Origin of the sequence: Mycoplasmopsis gallinacea, from assembly GCF_012220205.1 — a bacterium.
Classification (GTDB): domain Bacteria; phylum Bacillota_I; class Bacilli_A; order Mycoplasmatales; family Metamycoplasmataceae; genus Mycoplasmopsis; species Mycoplasmopsis gallinacea_A.
In genome coordinates this window covers 501,216-521,343 of record NZ_CP047225.1, presented here as the reverse complement: position 1 = coordinate 521,343, position 20,128 = coordinate 501,216, and the positions used below count along the sequence as shown (strand labels likewise).

Below are 20,128 nucleotides of genomic sequence, written 5' to 3'. Positions count from 1 at the left end.
GCGTTTTTGTTTTTTATTAGTTTTTTGTCCTTCAAAATTTATATGAAAATTGGAGGTCAAAATGAAAAAGATTATCAAAATAATTTTAAGTATAGTTGCTCTATTATCCATTTGCACAGTTGGAATAGGGGCTTTTTTCATTCCTCAAGATTCTCTTAAAAAACTTTTCAATAAAGAGCAAACTCCTAAAGATAAGCAATTATTAGCAAGCAGTTCAAATGCTAATGAAATTGAAAATAGTTCTGAATCTGCAAGCGAGCTTAAGTATGACTTTTTACAAAAGTACATCACTTTTTATAGAGAAAATCAAAAGCAATTAAATTTAACTAAAGAAAAGCTTGATTTACTTAGCAAGGAAACTTTTGAAAACAGCAATGAAACAAGAATTGAACCTTTACTTTTAAAAATTGGGATTATTATTGATAATTTAGAAAAAATGAATTTTCAAAACTATGCTTTCGTGCAATACTGAAAAACAATGTTTCCAAGCGATTATTCTTTTAATAGTTCATCAAATTATTCATATTTAGCTACTAATGGGACTTTGCAAAAAGAGTCAATTACTCTTTTGAAATTAGCAAAAAGTAGCTATAACGAACTTAAAGAAAGTAAAGAAAATTTAATCAATGAAATTAACGCTTTAGCTATCAAACAAGAAACTAAAGAACTTTTAGTTTCTAATCTTGAAATAGTGGTTGAAAATATGTTTTATAAAGCTTTTGAAAATGAAGATCTTCTAGAGTGAAACTCTGATAATTTAAATGAGATTTTGGAAATTGTTAATTCTGTGAATTTAAAAAGTAAATTGATTTGAAATCGATTGAATTTTATTTATTGGATTTTGAAATTGGAAAGTCAAATTCAAATTGAAGCTAATTTAAATGAAGAAAAAATTATTTATTACAGACAATTTTTGGTAGAAAAATTAATAGCATTTGAAAAACTTAAAACAAATGCTAATAATCAATTTTTAATACTTTTAAATAACTGAAAATGTCTTTTAGATTTAGTTGATTATACTCAAAGTGATAATCTTGACGTTAAAGACAAATTATTAGGGCAATTAAACTTAATTAAAGTGCTTTCAAATCGATTTGAATCATTAAAATGAATTTATCATAGCTCTCAAAAAATTCCACATCAAAACAACGATTTATCAAAACAAATTAATTCGCTAATAAATTCATTACATAATGCAGAAAATAATCGAAATAATAATATTGCTTATATTTACAAATTTAATAATATTTTTGAACAATGAATTAAAAATTTTTCATTAAAAACTTTCTCTTTAATTCAAGGATTTTACACCTTTGAAGAGCTAAATTTAAATTCTTGAATAGAACCTATAAATACCTATCAAAATAATAAGGTTAATAACATAAATCAAATTATCGAATCACTAAGGATACTTATAGACCAAAATCCAAAAGTTAATCTTGATAATTTCTTTAAAAAGAATTTGGATTTTCTATCATCAAATATTAATGAAGAAGAAATAAATAAAATTGCAACTGTTGAAAATCCTAATATCACTGATAATGAGAACCTAATTGAGTTCAAAACTAAACTAAAAGAAATTATCACAAATCAAAATGCTGAATCTAGAAGAATCATTAATAGTTTCAAAGATAAAAAGAAATTCATTAATAAAATAGGAGCGCTAATCCATTCAAATCAAGAACACACAAGCGATTTTAACATTGTTCTTTTTTATGAATACTTAAATTTAATTTTAGAAAGTGGAAAAGATTTAGAAATCAAAACTGCTGCATCTCAAATGCTTGATATTATTGAAGAATTTAAAACTAATGTTTTTAAAGTTAGTCATTTTTTAGTTGAAAATTCTGCAAATAACAATGAAAAAGTAAAAATTTTAAATAACAAAAAAACTAAGCTAATTCAAAAAATGAAAGAAAGTGAGCAAGTTTTAATTAACAAAGGTTTATTAATTAACCAAGAGCCTATTTTAGGTGAGTTTATGCTGCTTAATTTTGAGCAAAACAATGGCAAATATAAAGAAGAAAGTATTTTAAATGATTCTGATTTTAATAATGCTAATTGATCGCTATTAGAGCGCATGCGCAATAAAGTTATTCTTCAATTTAATCAAAACCAAGATAAAACTAAATTAATGGTCGAACTTAATAATTGATTAAATGTTGCAAAACAATTAATTGAAAAAATGCGTTCAGTAGCTACGGTTAGTTCTAGAGTCGGGTCAAGTGGCTATAACACAAGTCCTATGTTTGTTCCTGATTATAAAGTTACTTACACTAGAAACGCAGCTATTGTTAATGAGTTAAATAAAATGATTGATGATTGAAAGCGTAAAATTCAGGAAAAAAGTTTTACGTATTCAATCAATGCAACTTAATAATAAATTTTATAAATTATTTTTTAGGGATAATGTAATCATTCATAAGTTTATTTGTTGAATAAATTGCATCAAGGTGTGAGTAAAGATCAGCTAATTGATACGGTCCAAATGTTCAATTATCATTGTCATCTTTTTCATAATGTTTTTCTTGAAATCTATATTTTGAATCTTTTAAAATTAAAACATTAGGATCATTTAAAATTCCGTAGTATTCTTTCATTTTTTCTGTAAATTCTGCACGTTTTGCAGTTTTTTCTTCTTGAGATGATCTACTACTTTTCATAACTTTTAATGTAGCTAAAATAACCTCAGCATATTCTCTTTCAACTCTTAAGAATTTTTCTTTTCACTCTACAGGGTATGATGCCGCAAGACTTTCATCATCTCCTACATATTCAACGTGAGTCACATCTAAATCTGTAAGACCTTTATAAGTTGCGCCTTCTAAAATATCTTTTGCTTTTGTAACTAATAAATCATAAGCTTTTGAGTCATTTCTTTTGTAACTTTCATCAATAAAGTTTTGAGTTAATTCAGCTTTTTTTGCAAATTCGAAATATCTAATAAGTGCATAAATTTCTTGTGCTGGCACAACATAGTAAATATCAAAGTATGATCTTGAAGGTCTACTTTTAAGTATATTAATTGTATTTTCAGAACTTTCAATGAAGTCGTTTGTATCTGTAGATCATTGAGATAATAATTGTTTAAATTTCCCAAGTTTTGTGTTAAGTTCATCAACAAGAGCTTTTTCTTCAGTTGCTGCTGAATCTTGGTTATCAATAAATTCTTGAATTTTAGTTGCTTTTTCATTAAGATAAGCAGGAAGGTCTTGGAAAGCACCGAAAGTAATTGTTTCTTCACCGATGGTTTTTTCTGAATATGTTGATTCGTCAATTTCGTATTCATCAGTGTTTTCTAAAGAATTTGTAACTTTTGCAACTCAAGTTTCCAGTGTTGTTTTAATAGCTTGAAGTTGTTCATTTCTTTGTTGTTTTTCACCATTTTCGTTAAAAGCAAGTTCACTTTCTCCTGAAAGAGAATCAAATAATGTTTTGTTATTTTTATATTTAGCAAGACGTTGCTCTTCTTCAGTAATTGCTCTTTGTAATTTCACTAAGAATTTCTTATTATTAATAAATGATTCATATTCATCACTTCTTGGATCAATTCCTAAAGTTGTTCAGAAATTACGTAAATCTATATCAGTTTGAGCTCTTTTTTCAAGTTTTGTATAACCTATGTATTGATCGAAATAGTTTTTAAGATCTTCTGTATAAATCTCTGAGCTATTTAAATCTCTAAGGAATTGTCTACTAAGTGGATAGTAAAAAATATCATTTTCTTCTGTTTCTGAATTTATTTTCTTAGAATTAATGGTTTTTTGCAATTTATCTAAAGAACCAGTTTTATCTTCTTTTCTAGCTAATGATACATACAATTTTATAAGATTAAGTGCTGATTCCATTTTCTTTTTGTAATCTTCACCAAATTTTTCATTAAATAATGCTTGTTTCTCAAAAAGAAGAACTTTAAAGTCGTTGATTGTTTGAGCGGTATTGTTGTATCTTAAATTTGAAATAAATGTAAAGATATCAAGAAGTGTTTTATATAAAACTCTATTGTACACAGAACTTAAGTTGTTATTGTTTGCTGAATCCCTAAAGAATGTAAGAATAGTATTTGAAACTTCATTTGCTTTTTGTAAAATTTCCTCAAATCTAGGATCTGTAATTTTAGAATCAAATGGAAATTGTGGAATTTTGTATGTTGCGGAAACTTTTCATAATCTAGTATTTAATAAGTTTGAATAATTAGGGTGTCGGAAATATCGATTTCAATAACTTACTTCTAAAGTATCAAACCTTCTAATTTGTTCAAAGAATGAAGATGCACCTTTATTATCTGCGTATGCGTTAGAAATTGCTTCAACAATTTCAATAAGTTTAGCATTTTGTTCAGCATTAACTTCTAATTCTTTTTTGATGCTTTCAAAAATTTTGATTCTTCAATCAAAAAGTTCTTCCATAAATTCTTGTGGTTCTTCTTCAGGTGCATAACGATATCCGTATGTTGCTGGTCTATCACCTTGTGCTGGTGTTACTTCGAATCTATCATAAAGTCCTTGTTCTAAAACGATTCTGTGTAATTGAAGTAAAATGTTTTCTTTGAAATCTTCTAAATTATCAAATGTATCTTCTGATTCTTCAGTATTTGAAATTCACACTGGGATTTTATCTAATAAAGTTGTCTTAAATTCCTCAAAATTTGTAATTAATGGGTTTTCTCCAGATTCAAATGAAGCTTTTAATGCATTGGCATATTTTTCTAAATATCTTAAAACGAAAAGTAATATTTCTTTAGCACTTTTATTTCTTACTAAATTATTTTGATTTAATTTTGCTACTTGTTCTTGTAATTTAGCAATCATTTTTTCTAATTCAGCTGTTTTATTATTTTTACTTTCAAGCTCATTTTTAAGTTCTAAAAGTTCTGCTTTTAATGACTCAACTTCTTCATCAGAATATTTAGGTTCAGGTGCTGGCGCACTTTCTAACAATTCAATTTCTCTAGAAACAATTTCAAGAGCTTTGTTTCTTAATCTTTCATATTCTCTTAAATATTTGTTTCTAAGCTCATTTGTAATTCCATTTGCTAAATACTCACGTCTTAACTGAATTGCAATTTCTTGAAATTCAGAAACTGTTTCTGAATCATATCCTTTAGAATTAAGTTTATTTAAAAGGGCTTCAAAATCTTCTTTTTCAGTGAAACTTTCTTCTTTCTTCTCTACTGTAACTGGTTTTTGTGTTTCTTCTTCGTTATTACATGAAAGTAAAGTTAAAAGTGGAAGCGACGATCCAGCAAGAGCGAAAGGTAATAATTTCTTGATTTTTTTCATTTTCTTTCCTTCTTTCTAAAAATGATTTTTATATTCTCAAAAAATAAAAAAATGCATAAACATCTACCCACTTAGGGGTAGTTTATGTTTATGCAAAATGTTTAATATTATCCATTAACCATACTTGATACTTCTTCAGCGAAGTTTGATTGAACTTTTTCAATACCTTCACCTACTTCGAATCTGTAAGATTTAACTAACTCGCAACCACTGTTTGCAAGATATTTTTCTACTGTAACACCATCATCCATAACAAAAGGTTGTTTAGCAAGAACAAACTCTGATAATTGTTTATCAAGTCATCCTGAAACAATTTTTTCACGGATGTTTTCTGGTTTGTTAGCAAAACCATTTGGTTCTACAAATCCTTTTTTGATTTCTTCCATTCTTTCTGATGGTATTTCGTTTACAAGGTCAAATTCTGGATTCATAGCAGCAACATGCATTGCAACGTCTCTTGCTACATTAGCATTTGAACCGTTTACAACAACAACTGATGCTACTTGACCATTAGCATGAACATAAATTCCTAACACTTGGTTATCCATAGCATTTACCCGTTTAATACGACGAAGACTAATTTTTTCTCCAATAACTGCTGTCGCATCAACAAGAGCTTGTTCAACAGTTTGGTTATCGTCTAATTTAACAGTTAATGCTTCTTCTGTCGTTTCAACATTTGCATTATAAATAGCATTTGCAACTTTGTCAAGAAGCATAATAAACTTATCGTTTTTAGCAACGAAATCTGTTTCTGAGTTAATTTCTACAAGTAAAGCAGACTTATCATTTCCAACAGCTGTTACAGCACCTTCTGCAGCAACTCTACCTGCTTTTTTAGCAGCTTTTACAATTCCGTTGTCTTTAAGTCATTTAATAGCAGCTTCAATGTCGTATGCTGTAGCTTCTAAAGCTTTTTTACAGTCAACAAGAGCAGAATTAGTTCTTTGTCTTAATTCTTTAATAAGTTCCATTTTGTTGTCAGCCATGATTTATTCTCCTATATTTTTATATTATTTGTTTTCGTTAGCTGGTTGGTTGTTTTCAACTTCAGCGTTTGCTTTTTTACCAAAATCTGGTAATACAACTTTTTCTTCGTCTTGGTAAGCGAAAAGTTGTGGTTTTCCTTGAGCTTTAGCAATAGCATCAGCTAAAACTGTCATAATAAGTGTGATTGATTTTGCTGAATCATCGTTAGCAGGAATTCCAAAGTCTAATGAATCTGGATCTGAGTTTGTATCTAAAATACCAATAACTTTGATTTTCTTTCTTTTTGCTTCTTTAACAGCGATAGCATCTTCATTAGGGTCTGCTACAATCATAACTTGTGGTAAACGTTTCATGTTTCTAATACCATCAAGGTTTTTGTGTAATTTTTCAAGTTCTCTCATTTTGTCAAGAGCTTCTTTTTTGGTGTATCCTTTGAATTCACCTTTAGCTTTAGCTTCAAGCTCTTCCATTTTCTTTACACGTGACATAATTGTTGAGTTGTTTGTAAGTGTTCCACCAAGTCATCTTTCTATAACGTATAATGAATTTGTTCTTTCAGCAGCTTCTTTAACAGCAGCACGAGCTTGTTTTTTTGTTCCAACAAAAATAAATTGTGCATTTCTTGATGCTAATTTATTAACAAGTGAATAAGCAAATTCTAAGTATTTTTGTGTTTTTGTAATATCGATGATGTGTGATCCTCTATTTTTTTTGTGAGGAACAATGAAATCTTTCATTTTTGGATTTCAGTTTGAAGCTTTATGTCCAAAGTAAGCACCAGCTTCTAATAATTTCTCTTTAGAAACAATAGGTTGTTTTGTTTCTTTTTCTTTTTGTTGTGTCATATTTTCTACCTCATTTTTTAGTTTGTTAGTTTTAACCTTTTACTTCCAACGCCTAGCACTTTTAGAAAAAGCACACCCATGCGAATCCATAAAGGTAAGTAATTATCCAATTTAAATTAATCTGAATTTGTGAAAATTCGAATTTAAATAAACATAATTCAATTTACTTTATTAATTTTAACAATAAAAAAAGATTTTCCAAAGATTTTTTAGTATGATTTTATTACATCGGTCAGTAGCTGCAGAAATGTAGAGGAAAGTCCGTGCTAACACCACCTGCGATGGTGGTAGTGTTCATGCCAGGACTAATAAGCCTGGGCTTAGACGACTAGTGCCACAGAGACGAGAATTGTGAAACGCGGTAAACTCCATGAGTTAGAAACCCAAATTATGGTAGGGGAACCTAAGTTAGGAAATGAACAACACTTAGGAATGTTCCTTGCGAACATTAGATAAATTACTGACACTGCTTTTGCAGAACAGAACACGGCTTATAGATGTAGCAACATTTTTCAAATGTTGCTTTTTTATTTATTTTTAGATAAAACATTTATAATAAAAATATGTTTAAAAAGAATAAATTTAAAATGATTTTTTATACCATTATTACATTTGGTTTGATTTGAATTAAATGAAAAAAACAGTTAAAACATACAAAAAATACAATCTATCAAAGTGATAATTTACCTTTTGATATTAACTTGTTAAAAGTTGCTCTAGGGGAAGACAACATTGAAAAAATTGAAACCAAACCATCTCGGATCACAGTTTTTCTTAAAAATGCAAAAATTGCTGATCTAGATAAAATACGTCAATTAAAAGGAGTAACAGGTATTTTTGCTAAAAGTGATTCAGTATCAATCATTTTAGGAGAATTTTCGGCAATAACCGCAAGACTTCTTGAAGGAAAATAAGATGATAAACGAAAAAGAAACAAAATATAAAGTCATTTTGGATAACCTATTAGAAATTAATCAAAGTGATTCTTCTATTTTTACAAAAATTAACAATAACAAAAAGTGCTTTGATCTTTATTCATTACTTGGTCCTGAAATGTTTAGAGAAATTTGTAATCAAGAAACATTTAGCATTAATGTTTTTGATTACATTTCTAACTCGCTTATTGATTCACTTAAAAAAAGTAATATTCCTTCAGATTTCATAAACACTTTAAACAAAGTGAAACACTTAGAAATTAAATATAGTGAAAATAAGCTTTTTAAAGAGTTTGAAAAAAGTAAAAAAGAAATAATTGAAAATTTAGAATCTCAGCTTCAAAAATGAGTTGTTAAATGAAAATTACTTAATGATGCAGCTGCTCATATTTTGGACCAAAATAACATTTGACCGCTTCACATTGGTTTTTTATTTGTGTCAGTTAGAATTGATGATAAATTCGTTTATGCGCCACTTTTCTTTAAAGAAGTGATCATTACTTTTAGAAATGGAACACCAATTCTTTCAAGTTCAGGACATATTAAAGTCAATGAGAAATTACTTTTCTTCCTTAATAATAATGAATTTAACTTACAAATTGATTCAGATTTTAAAGAATTAAAAATCGAATCATTAATTTCAAAAATTAAAAAAGATTGAAAAGGAATTTATGAAGTTCCTGAAAATATCATTTATCCATTTAAAGAATTAGAATTATCAGAAATTAATAACAAAAGCTTAATTTTTCATCCAGGTGCTGTTTTAGGCCTTTTTGAACCATGAGGTGGTTATTCAAGAACTAGAATGAAAGAAATTATCCAAAATAATGAAATGGATCAAATTCTTAAAGTTGAGTTTAATAAAAATATTTACAAAGAAAGGGTTGATAAAACTATTTTTAACCCTAATATTTCTCTTTTTAAAATCACTCCAACTAACTATTCACAAGATAAAGCAATTCTTTCGTCACTTAACCAAAACACAGTCATTTGAGGGCCTCCAGGGACTGGGAAAAGCCAAACTATTGTTAATTTAATTGCTAATATTTTAGTTTATGATAAAACTGCCATTGTAGCTTCACAAAAGAAAGCTGCCTTAGAAGTTATCAAAGAAAGAATGGGCCTTTTATCTAAGTTCTGTTTATTTGTACTTAATTCAAAAGAAATGAATAAACAATCTTTCTATCAACCAATTCAAGAATACTTAGATTTTCTCGAGAACTTTGCACCTAATTCTAGGTTTAAACTTCAAGAAACTTTAACAAATGAAGAACAAAAATTTGTTCAAGTTTCTTCAGAGCTTACAAGCAATAAAAATACACCACACCTGCTTGAATCTTATTATTATTTTAGTGCACATAAGCCTGATTTTCAATTGCAAAAAGATGTCAATTTCATTGCAACTATTCCTAGTTATTTAAATTTACCTGATGGCACTTTTAATGGTGAAAATACTAAAAAGAAACTTCTTAGAAAAAGTAAATTAAGATTTATGCCATTTTTACCTAAATACCAAGAAATAGCTAGCTGAGCTAATAAAATAGATCAAAACCTTAAAACCTTTAATGGTGATTTATTTGAACTAAGAGATAGCTTTAAGTTTTTTGATTTTGAAAATCCAGAAAGTGAATTTATTAAGCTAAAGCAAAAAGTTGAAGTTTCAAACGAATTGCAAGATCAAATTAAACGTAAAAGCGTAATTAGTGATGAAAAGATGATTCAAGATATCATTGCTCAAAGGATTTTCCAAAGAGTTAATAATCTTAATGAAGAAGAAAAGAAAGAATATTTTGAATTTGCTTCAAGTGTAAGAATTATGAACCTTGAACCATATCGGTTTGTTAAAAAATTCACAAACATTATCAAGAAGATTTTTCCAATTGTTATCGCAACTCCCAACACTGATTTAAGCGGGTGAAGTAAACATGAATTTGATTATGCTATTTTAGATGAATCAAGCCAAATTTTCATTGAAAACGGTTTACCTATTTTATATTTAGCAAAGAAAAAAATTCTTGCTGGCGATACTAAACAAATGCGTCCAAGCAACTGATTTGGGACTAGAACCATTGATGATTCAATTTTTGGAAAAGTTGAATCACTGCTTGATTATGCACTAAGCATTGGCACTTACCAAATTCTGCTTGATAAAAACTATCGTTCTAACCACGCTTCGCTTATGTCTTTTTCAAGCAAATACTTCTATAATTCTTCACTAGATGTGCTTGACGTGGCTTTTAAAAACTCTGATGATGCAATCGAATTAATTCAAGTAGATGGAATTTGAAAAGATAACCGCAATATTGCTGAAGCTAAAAAATGTATTGAGCTTTTAATTGCTAATTTACATAAATATAACAAAATCATTCTCCTTGCTTTTAATGCTAAGCAAAGTGAATACTTAAAAAATGTGATTTACACTAAATTCCCTGAACTTGAAGAAGCTGTTACTAATAAGAAAATTTTAATTAGAAACATTGAAAATATTCAAGGTGATGAAGCTGATTTGATCATTGCTACAGTTGCTTATGATAAAAACACTCGCTTACAATTTTCTTATGTAGCTCGTGAAGGTGGTAAAAATGCACTGAATGTTGCTATCAGTAGAGCTAAAGAAAAAATGATTGTTATTAAGACATTAAAAAGCTCTGAAATTCTTATAAACGATAAATCGACTGATGATTTAAGAATCTTCAAAAAATGATTAGGTTATATTGAAATGAACCAAGAAGCTAAAAACCTTATCTTAAAAGAAAATAACTCATTAAAACAAGTTATATCAAATGAACTTAAAACCAATCAATTTAAAGAGTTTATTTATGAAAAACTAGCTTCTAAAATTAAGATTAATAAGAATTTAACAATCTCTAAAGATGTTAAATTGGGAACTATTGAAATTGATTTTGTTATTAAGTTTAAAAACAAACCTTATAAATATATTGTTGTTGATAATTTAGATTATAAAAACAATGTTGAAAATTATGTTCTTAAAAAAGACTTTATTTCATTTTTAGAATCTAAAAAATATAGTCCAATTGTTATTAACCCAATTAATTGAATTTGAGTTCAAAATCAAATTGATAAAGACTTTTATTATGAAAATTTAGATAAATTCGAGCATAAAAAATAAAGGAGTTCTATATGCATTCACACTCACATATGGATATGACTGATTTATTTGCTCTCCTTGCAAGCCCAGTTAAATTCAAATTAATCATTCATTTTTATTCTTGTGTCGAAAATGAATGTGATGTTCAAACTCTTGTTCAACTTTTTAATGAAAAGCAAGCTAATATCTCAAAGCACTTAAGCGAGCTTAAACGCAAGGGTGTAGTAAATTCTAAAAAAGAAGGTTTATATAATTACTATTTTTTAAATAAAGAATTTCTAAATAGCTTTAATGAAATTCTTAAATCAATTTATAATCACCCCGAAGTTACTAAATATAGCTGTAGCTGCTTTAAAAAGTAAATTAAAAAATCCGCGCTAGTGTTAGCGTGGATTTTTGATTAAAATAAGAAATTTAGTTATTGAAATATTCTATTGGAAATGCTACAAGACCTCAAATAACCATTATTATAAAAATTACAAACACTACAAAAGAAGATAAAATAAGAAGAAATTTTAAGTATTTTTGAATATTAGAAATAATATATTTTTTGAAATAAAATAAAAACATAATTATCCTTTTGTAGCAACACCTTGTCTTGAAATTGCGTTCATAATTCTTCTGAGTTTCCAAGTTGGAAGCTCTTTTTTATACCTTTTACCTTATTACTTATATACATTGTATATAAGTACAATTTTTAATTATTTTAACTTTTTACAATGATTACAATGATAATAATGTATAATATAAATATGAGTAACTACATTCTGTATAAAAGAAAAAACCCTAAAGGGATTTACATTGCATTAGGAATATCAAAAGGATACGGTAAAGGGATTGGGAATTTAGTTGGATTAGGTTATTGAGAAGAAATTAAAGAAAAATATTCTCTACAAAACATCGATGATTTAAAACCAATTGCTAGATTGGTTCCTGTTGGAGAAGATAAAATTGAAGTTAAAACCAAATTTTTCCAATTGCTTAACCCAAAATCTGTCGAGACAAATGTAAAAAACGTTGGTATTGAATTGATTTATAAAGTAATTAAAGAACTAGATTTATTTAAAGGATTACCAAAAACTAAACACAAATCTTTAGAAGAAGTATTGGAATTTATTGTTGCAACAAGAATAATTCAACCAAGAAGTTATATTTGTCAATACAAAAACAAAAATGACTTTTTACATGAGATAGATATAAAAAAATCTTCAATTTATAACTATTTTAATACTTTTTTAGAATATAAAAATGCAATTTTAGTCAATATTTATAACAAAATGCAAGAATTGACAACTAGAAACACAAAATTAATGCATTTTGATAATACAACTGTTTATTTTCAAAGTTTTTCAAGAGATGGTTTGAGACAAAGAGGTTTTTCTAAAGACGGAAAGCATGATGAAGATCAAATTGTTGTGGCTATGGCAGTTGATAATAATGGTATTCCTTTTCACTATAAAGTTTTCGAAGGAAATACTGCAGATTCTAAAACTCTTGTGAAATTTTTAGTCGAAATGCAAAGAATTTACAAAACAAAAGACACAATAATAGTTGCTGATAAAGGTATTAGTCAAAATGCAAATTTAAGATATTTAGAACAAAAAGGATATAAATATATAGTTCAGAAACGTATTGATATTCTTGCAAAAGAAGATAAAGCATTTATAGTAAATGATCAAGGGTTTGTTCAAGAAAATGATTATTTTACTAAATCTAGATTCGTCCAATCTGTTTGAGCTAAAAACAAAAATAAAAAAGATATAGCGATACCTTTAGAAAACAATTTGTCTATTTTAGCCCTTCAAAACAAACTTTAGACAAAATAAAAAGAGAAAATCTTATTAATAAATTGGAGAAAAAGTCAATTAATGGTGAATTGCCATTAAGCGCTTTGGTTCCTGAATATAAGAAAAAGTATATGGATGTAGATGGTAAAACAGTCGGAAGATTAAATATCGAAAAAATTAAAAAAGTCGCTAATGAAGATGGTTTTTATATGATTGAAACCAACATAACAAACATAGATTCAAAAGAAGCGAATGAAATATATAAGGGACAATGAAAAGTGGAAGAAGGTTTTAGAACCTTAAAATCAGCAATCGAAGTTAGACCGATGTACGTTTATAAAGACGAACATATTCAATCTCATGTATTTTTATGCTTTTTGTCTCTAATTGTTTTGAAATATTGCATTTATAAATTAAATAAATTTTATAAAGATAATGGAGAGATCCGAAAACTCACAATGAATATGTTTATAGATGCATTGAAACTTATAACAATCACAACAAAGACTGTGAATGGTAAAGTTGTAAGTGAAATCAAGAATAATTTAGACCCAGAACATAAGGAATTAAACAAAATATATAGTGATTTTCAATATGCGGTTGATGGTCTATCATTGTAATTTGAAAGTGCAAAAAAACGAATACGCCTTATTTGTAGGTGTATTCGTTTTTTTCTTCATTACAACTTGGAAACGCAGGATTTTTTCCTGCGTTTCCCACTTGCTAGTATAAAAAGCAAAATATCCGTTTGAAGCGGATATTTATTTTTACTTTTTAATCATTTCTAAAACTTTTTGAATTAATAGATAGTCATTTCAACTATCTTCCAAACTTTTATCTTTAATATCGAAAATTTTGACTGTTTTATTGTTGAATTTTTCTTCAACTTCTATAATGTCATTAATCATTTTGTTTAATCTATGTTCTGTAAATTTATCTTTTTGAGATAAACCTATTAAATCATTAATTTTGAAAACTAAGAATTTCATTAAAACTAAACTTAAAAAGCAAAGACAGATATAACCAGTAATGTGTTTCCAACTTGATAAATACATGGGTCTAAGAACTAATCTACTCTTTAAGCTTCTAAAATTCTCTTCAACTTTTCATTGTTTTGCATATAAATCTACAATTTGATCAGGAGTTAAATCATGTCTATTTGTCTCGTAAACATAATATCCATCGAATTTTTCATCTTGCAAAATCTTTTCGTTATCAAGTTCATAATAACCAGATTTGTCAACAGCTTTAAAGAATCTATATTTCTTCCCGCCTGCAATATCTTCATAAGAAACTTTTCCGTTTTTAGCTTTCTTGAGGAAGTTATTGATTAAAATTTGTCTATCTTCTGCATCTTTTCTTGCTCTCTTCTTACTAAAAGTAATGATTCTTTTTCTTATTTTTCCATTGATTCTACCGTTTCTATATTGAGAAAGAAATTCTTCTGATTTATGCACTAAACCGGTTTTAGAATGAATATAACCTTCTTGGTTTAAAACAAATTCTTTAAAGTCTTTTGTTCCTGTTTTCATCCGGTAAGAAATAATGAATTTTAAACCTTTGGACTCTAAAAATCTGATGTTTTTGTTTAAAGACATACCTTTATCAGCGATAATTGTAATTTGTTTTATCTTATATATTTTTTGAATTTCCAAGACAAAAGGGATGAATGTGTTTGCATCTGTTGTATTTCCAGGAAAGACTTTGTAATGTAGTGGAATTCCGTTTGAATCAGTTGCTAGCCCAATAACAATTTGATCTTCTTTAAACTTACCGTCCTTTGAATAACCAGGTTTTTTGTACCCTTCTCTACTAAAAGTTTCAAAATAAGTAGTGGTGGAATCATATCATATGATTTCTACATCTTTTTTGTGTTCATTTACAAGAACTGAATTTACATTTTGTAAAATTTGCCCCCTATTTTCAGCGATGTAATCTAACGATCTGTAAAAAGAATTTTTAGAATAAACAAATTCTTGTTCTTTTTTTAGACTATTGAAAGTGCCTAAAATACTTAATGGCTCTTTTAATCTTTGATAAATTTGTTGCATCACAACTTCTTTTAAACTTACTGATTTTGTTTTATGACAGTCTTTAAAAATGTCAAAATGATCAACCAACGAAGAAACAAGTTCATATCCCTTAAATCTTTTTCTATATTCAACAAGATCATTTTTGTTTTCTTTAAACTTTTGATTAATAATTTCAATAATTTCTTCTTTGGGAGTTGTTAAAGGTATGTCTTTAACAAGCATTTTGATTTTTTCAATTGAATTTTTTTGATACTTCTCAAAGTCATGTTCATATCCAACCCCAAATCTCGTTTCATATCCTGTGCCTTTTATTTTTCTGCACCCGACCTGTATATATGTACCTGCTTTTTGTTTAGAAACACACAATATTCATGTTCTTTTTTCTTTTGTTTTTGCTTGCATGCACATATTATATCATATTTTACCTAGTAAATTACTAGGTTTTTTACATATTTATTAGATAAATATGTACTGCTGCGAAAATGTAAAAAAACTCACTTAAGTGGGAAACGCAGGTGATGGTCTATCATTGTAATTTCAAAGTGCAAAAAAACGAATACGCCTTATTTGTAGGTGTATTCGTTTTTTTCTTCATTACAACTTGGAAACGCAGGATTTTTTAAATAAAGAATTTCTAAATAGCTTTAATGAAATTCTTAAATCAATTTATAATCACCCCGAAGTTACTAAATATAGCTGTAGCTGCTTTAAAAAGTAAATTAAAAAATCCGCGCTAGTGTTAGCGTGGATTTTTGATTAAAATAAGAAATTTAGTTATTGAAATATTCTATTGGAAATGCTACAAGACCTCAAATAACCATTATTATAAAAATTACAAACACTACAAAAGAAGATAAAATAAGAAGAAATTTTAAGTATTTTTGAATATTAGAAATAATATATTTTTTGAAATAAAATAAAAACATAATTATCCTTTTGTAGCAACACCTTGTCTTGAAATTGCGTTCATAATTCTTTTTCTAATGAAAATGTAAACAATAATAAGAGGTGAGATGGCAATAACTGCAGCTGCCATTCTGATGTTAATGAATAATCTAGATACTTCTCCACCTTCTGTATCTTTACCAGTTGTGAAAAGTCAGATTGAAAGCACAGGAGCATCAGTTCTACCATCAAACACTGTAGAAGGTCATAAATAACTATTTCATGAAGCAAAAGCGGTTAAAATAGCAACAGTTCAAATGGTTGATTTAACCATTGGAATAGCAATTTTAACAAAGAATTTTAATTCACTTGCTCCATCAATTTTAGCTGATTCTCTAACGCTATCACTTATTGCTTCAAACGCATTTCTAAACATAAACCCTGAAAATACTGAAGCAACAAATGGTATAGTTAAGGCAACTAAGATTTTAAAAGCATCGTCTTTATCTTTTCATTGTAACTTAGAAACAACGGTATATTGTTGTGAAAGTAATGCGAGTTCTGGAAGAACTAAAAGAGCTAAAAAGAAATATCACATTGCGTTTTTAAATCTTCATTGTTTTAAACTAAATGCATATCCAAAAGTCATTGAGAAGAACGTTTTTCCTGCAATACTTGCAGCTGTAATAGCAGCTGTGAAAACAAGAGCTCTTCAATACCCTTCTTGGAAGGCTTTTTTATAATTTTCAAAATAGAAATGGATTTCTCCTGTTTCTAAATCTCTTGGAATTAAGTGGACAACATCTTTATCTTCTGCTAGTTCATTTGAAAAAAATGAGTTCACTATCATAAAATAAAAAGGGAATAATACAATTGCTCCGAAAAATAAAACAACAAAAATTTTAAATGTTAAGAGTAATAATGTACTAAACAGCTTGGTGGTTTCGATTGGGTTAGCAACTTTTTCTTGTTTAGATTTTAAATTTTGTTTTAGAAACAGTTGCTTGATTAGCAATTTTATTGTAAACACTTTTTTCTCCTCTCTTACCAGCAATATTAAACATAGCAGAAACAAATCTTCTTAAAGTAAATGATACTAATATACCAATAACAACTAAATAAACTGAAAGGGCTCCTGCTAAATAAAAATCACCATTTGTTGTAATGTATTTGTAAATAAGAAGCATAAGTGTACCACCACCATTTTGTATAGCACTTTCTGCACTGTTATTAAAAATTGCAAGTGGGAATACTTTAATACCACCAATTAAACCAACTGTTATTAAGAAAGAAATGGTTTTTTGAATTGAAGGTAAAGTTATAAAGAAAAATTGTTTAGCTTTGTAAGCTCCATCAATTGAAGCTGATTTATATAATTGTTTATTAACCCCTAGCATAGCTGAAGTTAAAATTAAGATTTGGAAAGCAAGGTTTCCTCATACCCCTCTAATGATAATTACAATAAGAGGTCATCAAGATCCTTTTTCTCCAGTTTTAAGTCATTTGATATCACTTCCGAAAATATTATTAATTAAACCTGTTTCAGTTGGATCTGTACCACCAAAAAGGTAGTAGAAAGTAAGACCGATTGCAATTGCATTGGTAACATATGGAAGGAAGAAAATAGTTTGAACAAAACCTTTCATATATTTATTTACAATGTGGAAAATTGCTGATGCAATTAAAATCGAAATTACAAGTGAAAGAGGTAGTGCGGCAATTGAATAAACAAATGAATTTCTTAAAGCGATATAAAATTCTTCACCGACATTTTTTTCTTTATTTCATACATCAGTAAAGTTTGCTAATGAAAATTCTGTAGATTGATAAAATCCTGTTTTAACTTCAAAAGCATTTATTATTGTCAAAATAAATGGAATTATTGTGAAAAGTAAAATAATTAAAATTGAAGGAGTAAGTAAGAGCATCGGTTTTCATGCTGGTGATTTAGCATCGATAACTCTCAAACTTGTTTTATTTTTTGAAAGAGAAAATTTAGATCTAAGAAAAAGCTTAAATTTCATCAATTCTTTCTGAAGTTTCTAAATCAAAAAGATGTAATCTAGAAACTTTTCGAATATCCATTGAAATTTTATCACCAATTGAATAAGTATCTTTTTTACTTAAAAAGACATTAGCTACAACGTTTGGAGATTCAAAGTTAATTTGAGCTTGAATTTCTTTACCTAAATATTCAATTGTTTTGATTGTACCTTTAAATGTACCATCTAAATTTTCACTCTCAATTAAATCTTCACCTCTAATTCCTACTTTAATTGAATTTTTATTGTAATTATTAAGTTTCAAGATTTCTTTACCATTAATTACAACATGATTGTTTTTAAATTCTGTTTCAAAAACAGACATTTCAGGCATACCTAAGAATTTAGCAACAAACTCATTAGCTGGTTTTCTATAAAGTTCCATAGGTTCACCCATTTGTTGTACTTTAGCCATTGACATACAAATAACTTTATCACTAATTGACATAGCTTCTTCTTGGTCGTGAGTAACAAAAACAGTTGTTATTTTACTTTCTTGTTGAAGAGCTCTAATTCATTTTCTTGTTGAAATTCTAAGTTTTGCATCAAGGTTAGAAAGTGGTTCATCAAGTAATAAAATTTTAGGTTTTTTAACAAGAGCACGAGCAATCGCAACACGTTGTTGTTGTCCACCACTAAGTTGTGTAGGTTTTTTAGCAAGATTTTTTGTTATATCAACACGTTCTGCTACTTCTAAAACATCTCTAGCAATAGCATCTTTCATTGAAATAAGATCTTTTTTGTATTCTTCAACTTCTTTTTGTAATTCAAGAGGGAGAAGTTGAATTAAAGCATTCATTTTAGCTGTAGTAGTGATTTTTCCTGTTACTGCAGCTTTTTGTAATAACTCATTTAAAATAGATTTTTGCAATTGTCTAAAATTATTATTATTTTTTCTATTTTCTAAATTAAATTGTTTTTTAGATTCTGAAATATTTTTATTGATTAAGTGTTTTTTAGACAACATTTTCATAAATTTAAATTGGTATTTTAAATTCATTAAAATCTTTTTATGTTTACTTTTTACGTAACTAAAAAGAACGTTATAAATAGATTCATTCATTTGGTTAATTATTTGAACTTCTTCTTTAAAAACGATTTCTTTTTGTGGTATCCCAAGAACATTTTTATAAACATCCTTTTTGTACTCTTCTACTTTTTTGTAAGCGTTATTTCTTAAATCATATATTTCTGTAATGTATTTATCTAATTTTTCTGTATATTGATTTTTAAGAAAATCATTGTATTCAAGAGAGTTAAAGAATTTATTAATTGATTTAGAAGATACATTATTTACAAATTGAATCTCATTATCAAAATGTTTTGCTTGAGAGTTTTCTCTATCAGTTAATTGATTTGTAGAAGAAATAGGATTAGCTTTGATTCTTTCTAAAAGTGCTTTTTCTTGTTCTGACACTTCATTATATTTTGTTTGAAATTTATTAATAACATTTGAAATTTCCGCAATTACTGAGTTATAAATATTCGAAACTTTTTCTCTAATGTCTTGCAAGTTTTCTATTTTATCAAGAGATTTTTTATATGATAATGTTTTTTCTAAACCTGCTTTAGCTTTTTGATATGAATCAAGAGAATCTTTAACAATAAAGTTTTTTTCTGCTGCAGCTTTTGATTCAGCAATTTCTAATAAGTTTGCTTGTGTTTGATAAATATCATCTCTTCTTGTTTTTAAGTTTAATAAAGCTACATTATTTGCTTCTCTTAGATAATTTCTTTGTTCAAAAGCAGATTCTAATTCCTCTGATAATTTTGAATCTAATCCAAAATGCTTAATTAAAATGTGAAAAATATTTTTTTGGGCTTTCTCAAAGTTTAATTTGTATTCACTTTGTCAGTGTTCATCATTATATAAAGGGAAAGCAATATTATTAAACACATTCATGTGAGGATAAAGTGCATAGTTTTGGAATACAAGCCCTAATTCTCTTTGTTGTGGAGAATATTTAGTAACATCTATACCATTAAAATAAATTTTCCCGCTACTTGGTTTTAAAAGACCAGAAATTGCGTTAAGTGTTGTGGTTTTCCCACTACCGCTAGGTCCTAAAAGAGTAACCAATTCACCTTGTTCTATTTTAAAAGAAACATTGTCAACTGCAACCGATGTACCAAAATCAATAACTAGGTTTTTGATTTCAATGGCTGGATTTTTGAAATGTTTATTTTCGTTTTGTTCCATAGTTTTCCTTTCTTTTGTAT

The 20,128-nt window shown here is 27.5% G+C and carries 11 protein-coding genes, 1 other RNA gene and 1 pseudogene; 6 read left to right on the top strand and 7 right to left on the bottom strand.

Annotated elements, in window-relative coordinates; genetic code table 4:
• The first annotated feature begins 61 nt into the window (after nt 1–61).
• Nucleotides 62–2,377 (top strand): hypothetical protein, encoded by a 2,316-nt coding sequence (locus GOQ20_RS02160; protein WP_167845221.1) that lies wholly within the window; start codon nt 62–64, stop codon nt 2,375–2,377.
• 16 nt (nt 2,378–2,393) lie between these two features.
• Here GOQ20_RS02160 and GOQ20_RS02155 read toward each other — a convergent pair whose 3' ends face one another.
• From GOQ20_RS02155 to rpsB, 3 genes are all read right to left on the bottom strand, one after another.
• Nucleotides 2,394–5,282 (bottom strand): hypothetical protein, encoded by a 2,889-nt coding sequence (locus tag GOQ20_RS02155; protein WP_167845220.1) that lies wholly within the window; start codon nt 5,280–5,282, stop codon nt 2,394–2,396.
• A gap of 107 nt (nt 5,283–5,389) precedes the next feature.
• Complete coding sequence (gene tsf, locus GOQ20_RS02150; RefSeq protein WP_167845219.1) at nt 5,390–6,271, bottom strand: translation elongation factor Ts; 882 nt, start codon at nt 6,269–6,271, stop codon at nt 5,390–5,392.
• Nucleotides 6,272–6,295: 24 nt separating this feature from the next.
• The gene (rpsB, locus tag GOQ20_RS02145; protein WP_167845218.1) at nt 6,296–7,117 is read right to left on the bottom strand and encodes a 30S ribosomal protein S2; all 822 of its coding nucleotides are present in this window, start codon (nt 7,115–7,117) and stop codon (nt 6,296–6,298) included.
• A gap of 224 nt (nt 7,118–7,341) precedes the next feature.
• Here rpsB and rnpB point away from each other — a divergent pair.
• The 5 genes and pseudogenes from rnpB to GOQ20_RS02120 all read left to right on the top strand — a co-directional run bounded on the left by rnpB (nt 7,342) and on the right by GOQ20_RS02120 (nt 13,568).
• An RNA gene (rnpB, locus tag GOQ20_RS02140) (RNase P RNA component class B) lies at nt 7,342–7,616 on the top strand.
• A 64-nt stretch (nt 7,617–7,680) separates the two neighbouring features.
• Complete coding sequence (locus GOQ20_RS02135; RefSeq protein ID WP_167845217.1) at nt 7,681–8,031, top strand: PTS sugar transporter subunit IIABC; 351 nt, start codon at nt 7,681–7,683, stop codon at nt 8,029–8,031.
• Between the two features lies 1 nt (nt 8,032).
• A complete protein-coding gene (locus GOQ20_RS02130) occupies nt 8,033–11,182 on the top strand; it encodes a DEAD/DEAH box helicase (RefSeq protein ID WP_167845216.1) in 3,150 nt (1,049 codons plus the stop codon).
• An 11-nt stretch (nt 11,183–11,193) separates the two neighbouring features.
• On the top strand, nt 11,194–11,523 hold the full coding sequence (locus GOQ20_RS02125; protein ID WP_167845215.1) for an ArsR/SmtB family transcription factor: 330 nt from the start codon (nt 11,194–11,196) through the stop codon (nt 11,521–11,523).
• A 357-nt stretch (nt 11,524–11,880) separates the two neighbouring features.
• Nucleotides 11,881–13,568 (top strand): annotated as a pseudogene (locus GOQ20_RS02120) (IS1634 family transposase).
• A 147-nt stretch (nt 13,569–13,715) separates the two neighbouring features.
• Here the strand turns inward: GOQ20_RS02120 and GOQ20_RS02115 are convergent.
• From GOQ20_RS02115 to GOQ20_RS02100, 4 genes are all read right to left on the bottom strand, one after another.
• Nucleotides 13,716–15,389, bottom strand: a complete 1,674-nt coding sequence (locus tag GOQ20_RS02115) for an IS1634 family transposase (RefSeq protein WP_443093812.1) — start codon at nt 15,387–15,389, stop codon at nt 13,716–13,718.
• Nucleotides 15,390–15,909: 520 nt separating this feature from the next.
• Nucleotides 15,910–16,716: a carbohydrate ABC transporter permease gene (locus tag GOQ20_RS02110; protein ID WP_233091240.1), complete on the bottom strand. Its 807-nt coding sequence runs from the start codon at nt 16,714–16,716 to the stop codon at nt 15,910–15,912.
• 121 nt (nt 16,717–16,837) lie between these two features.
• Nucleotides 16,838–17,890, bottom strand: coding sequence for a carbohydrate ABC transporter permease (locus GOQ20_RS02105; RefSeq protein WP_167845213.1), 1,053 nt, complete (start codon nt 17,888–17,890; stop codon nt 16,838–16,840).
• Nucleotides 17,880–20,108, bottom strand: a complete 2,229-nt coding sequence (locus GOQ20_RS02100; protein ID WP_167845212.1) for an ATP-binding cassette domain-containing protein — start codon at nt 20,106–20,108, stop codon at nt 17,880–17,882. The genes GOQ20_RS02105 and GOQ20_RS02100 overlap by 11 nt, the downstream gene beginning before the upstream one ends.
• Nucleotides 20,109–20,128: the final 20 nt, after the last annotated feature.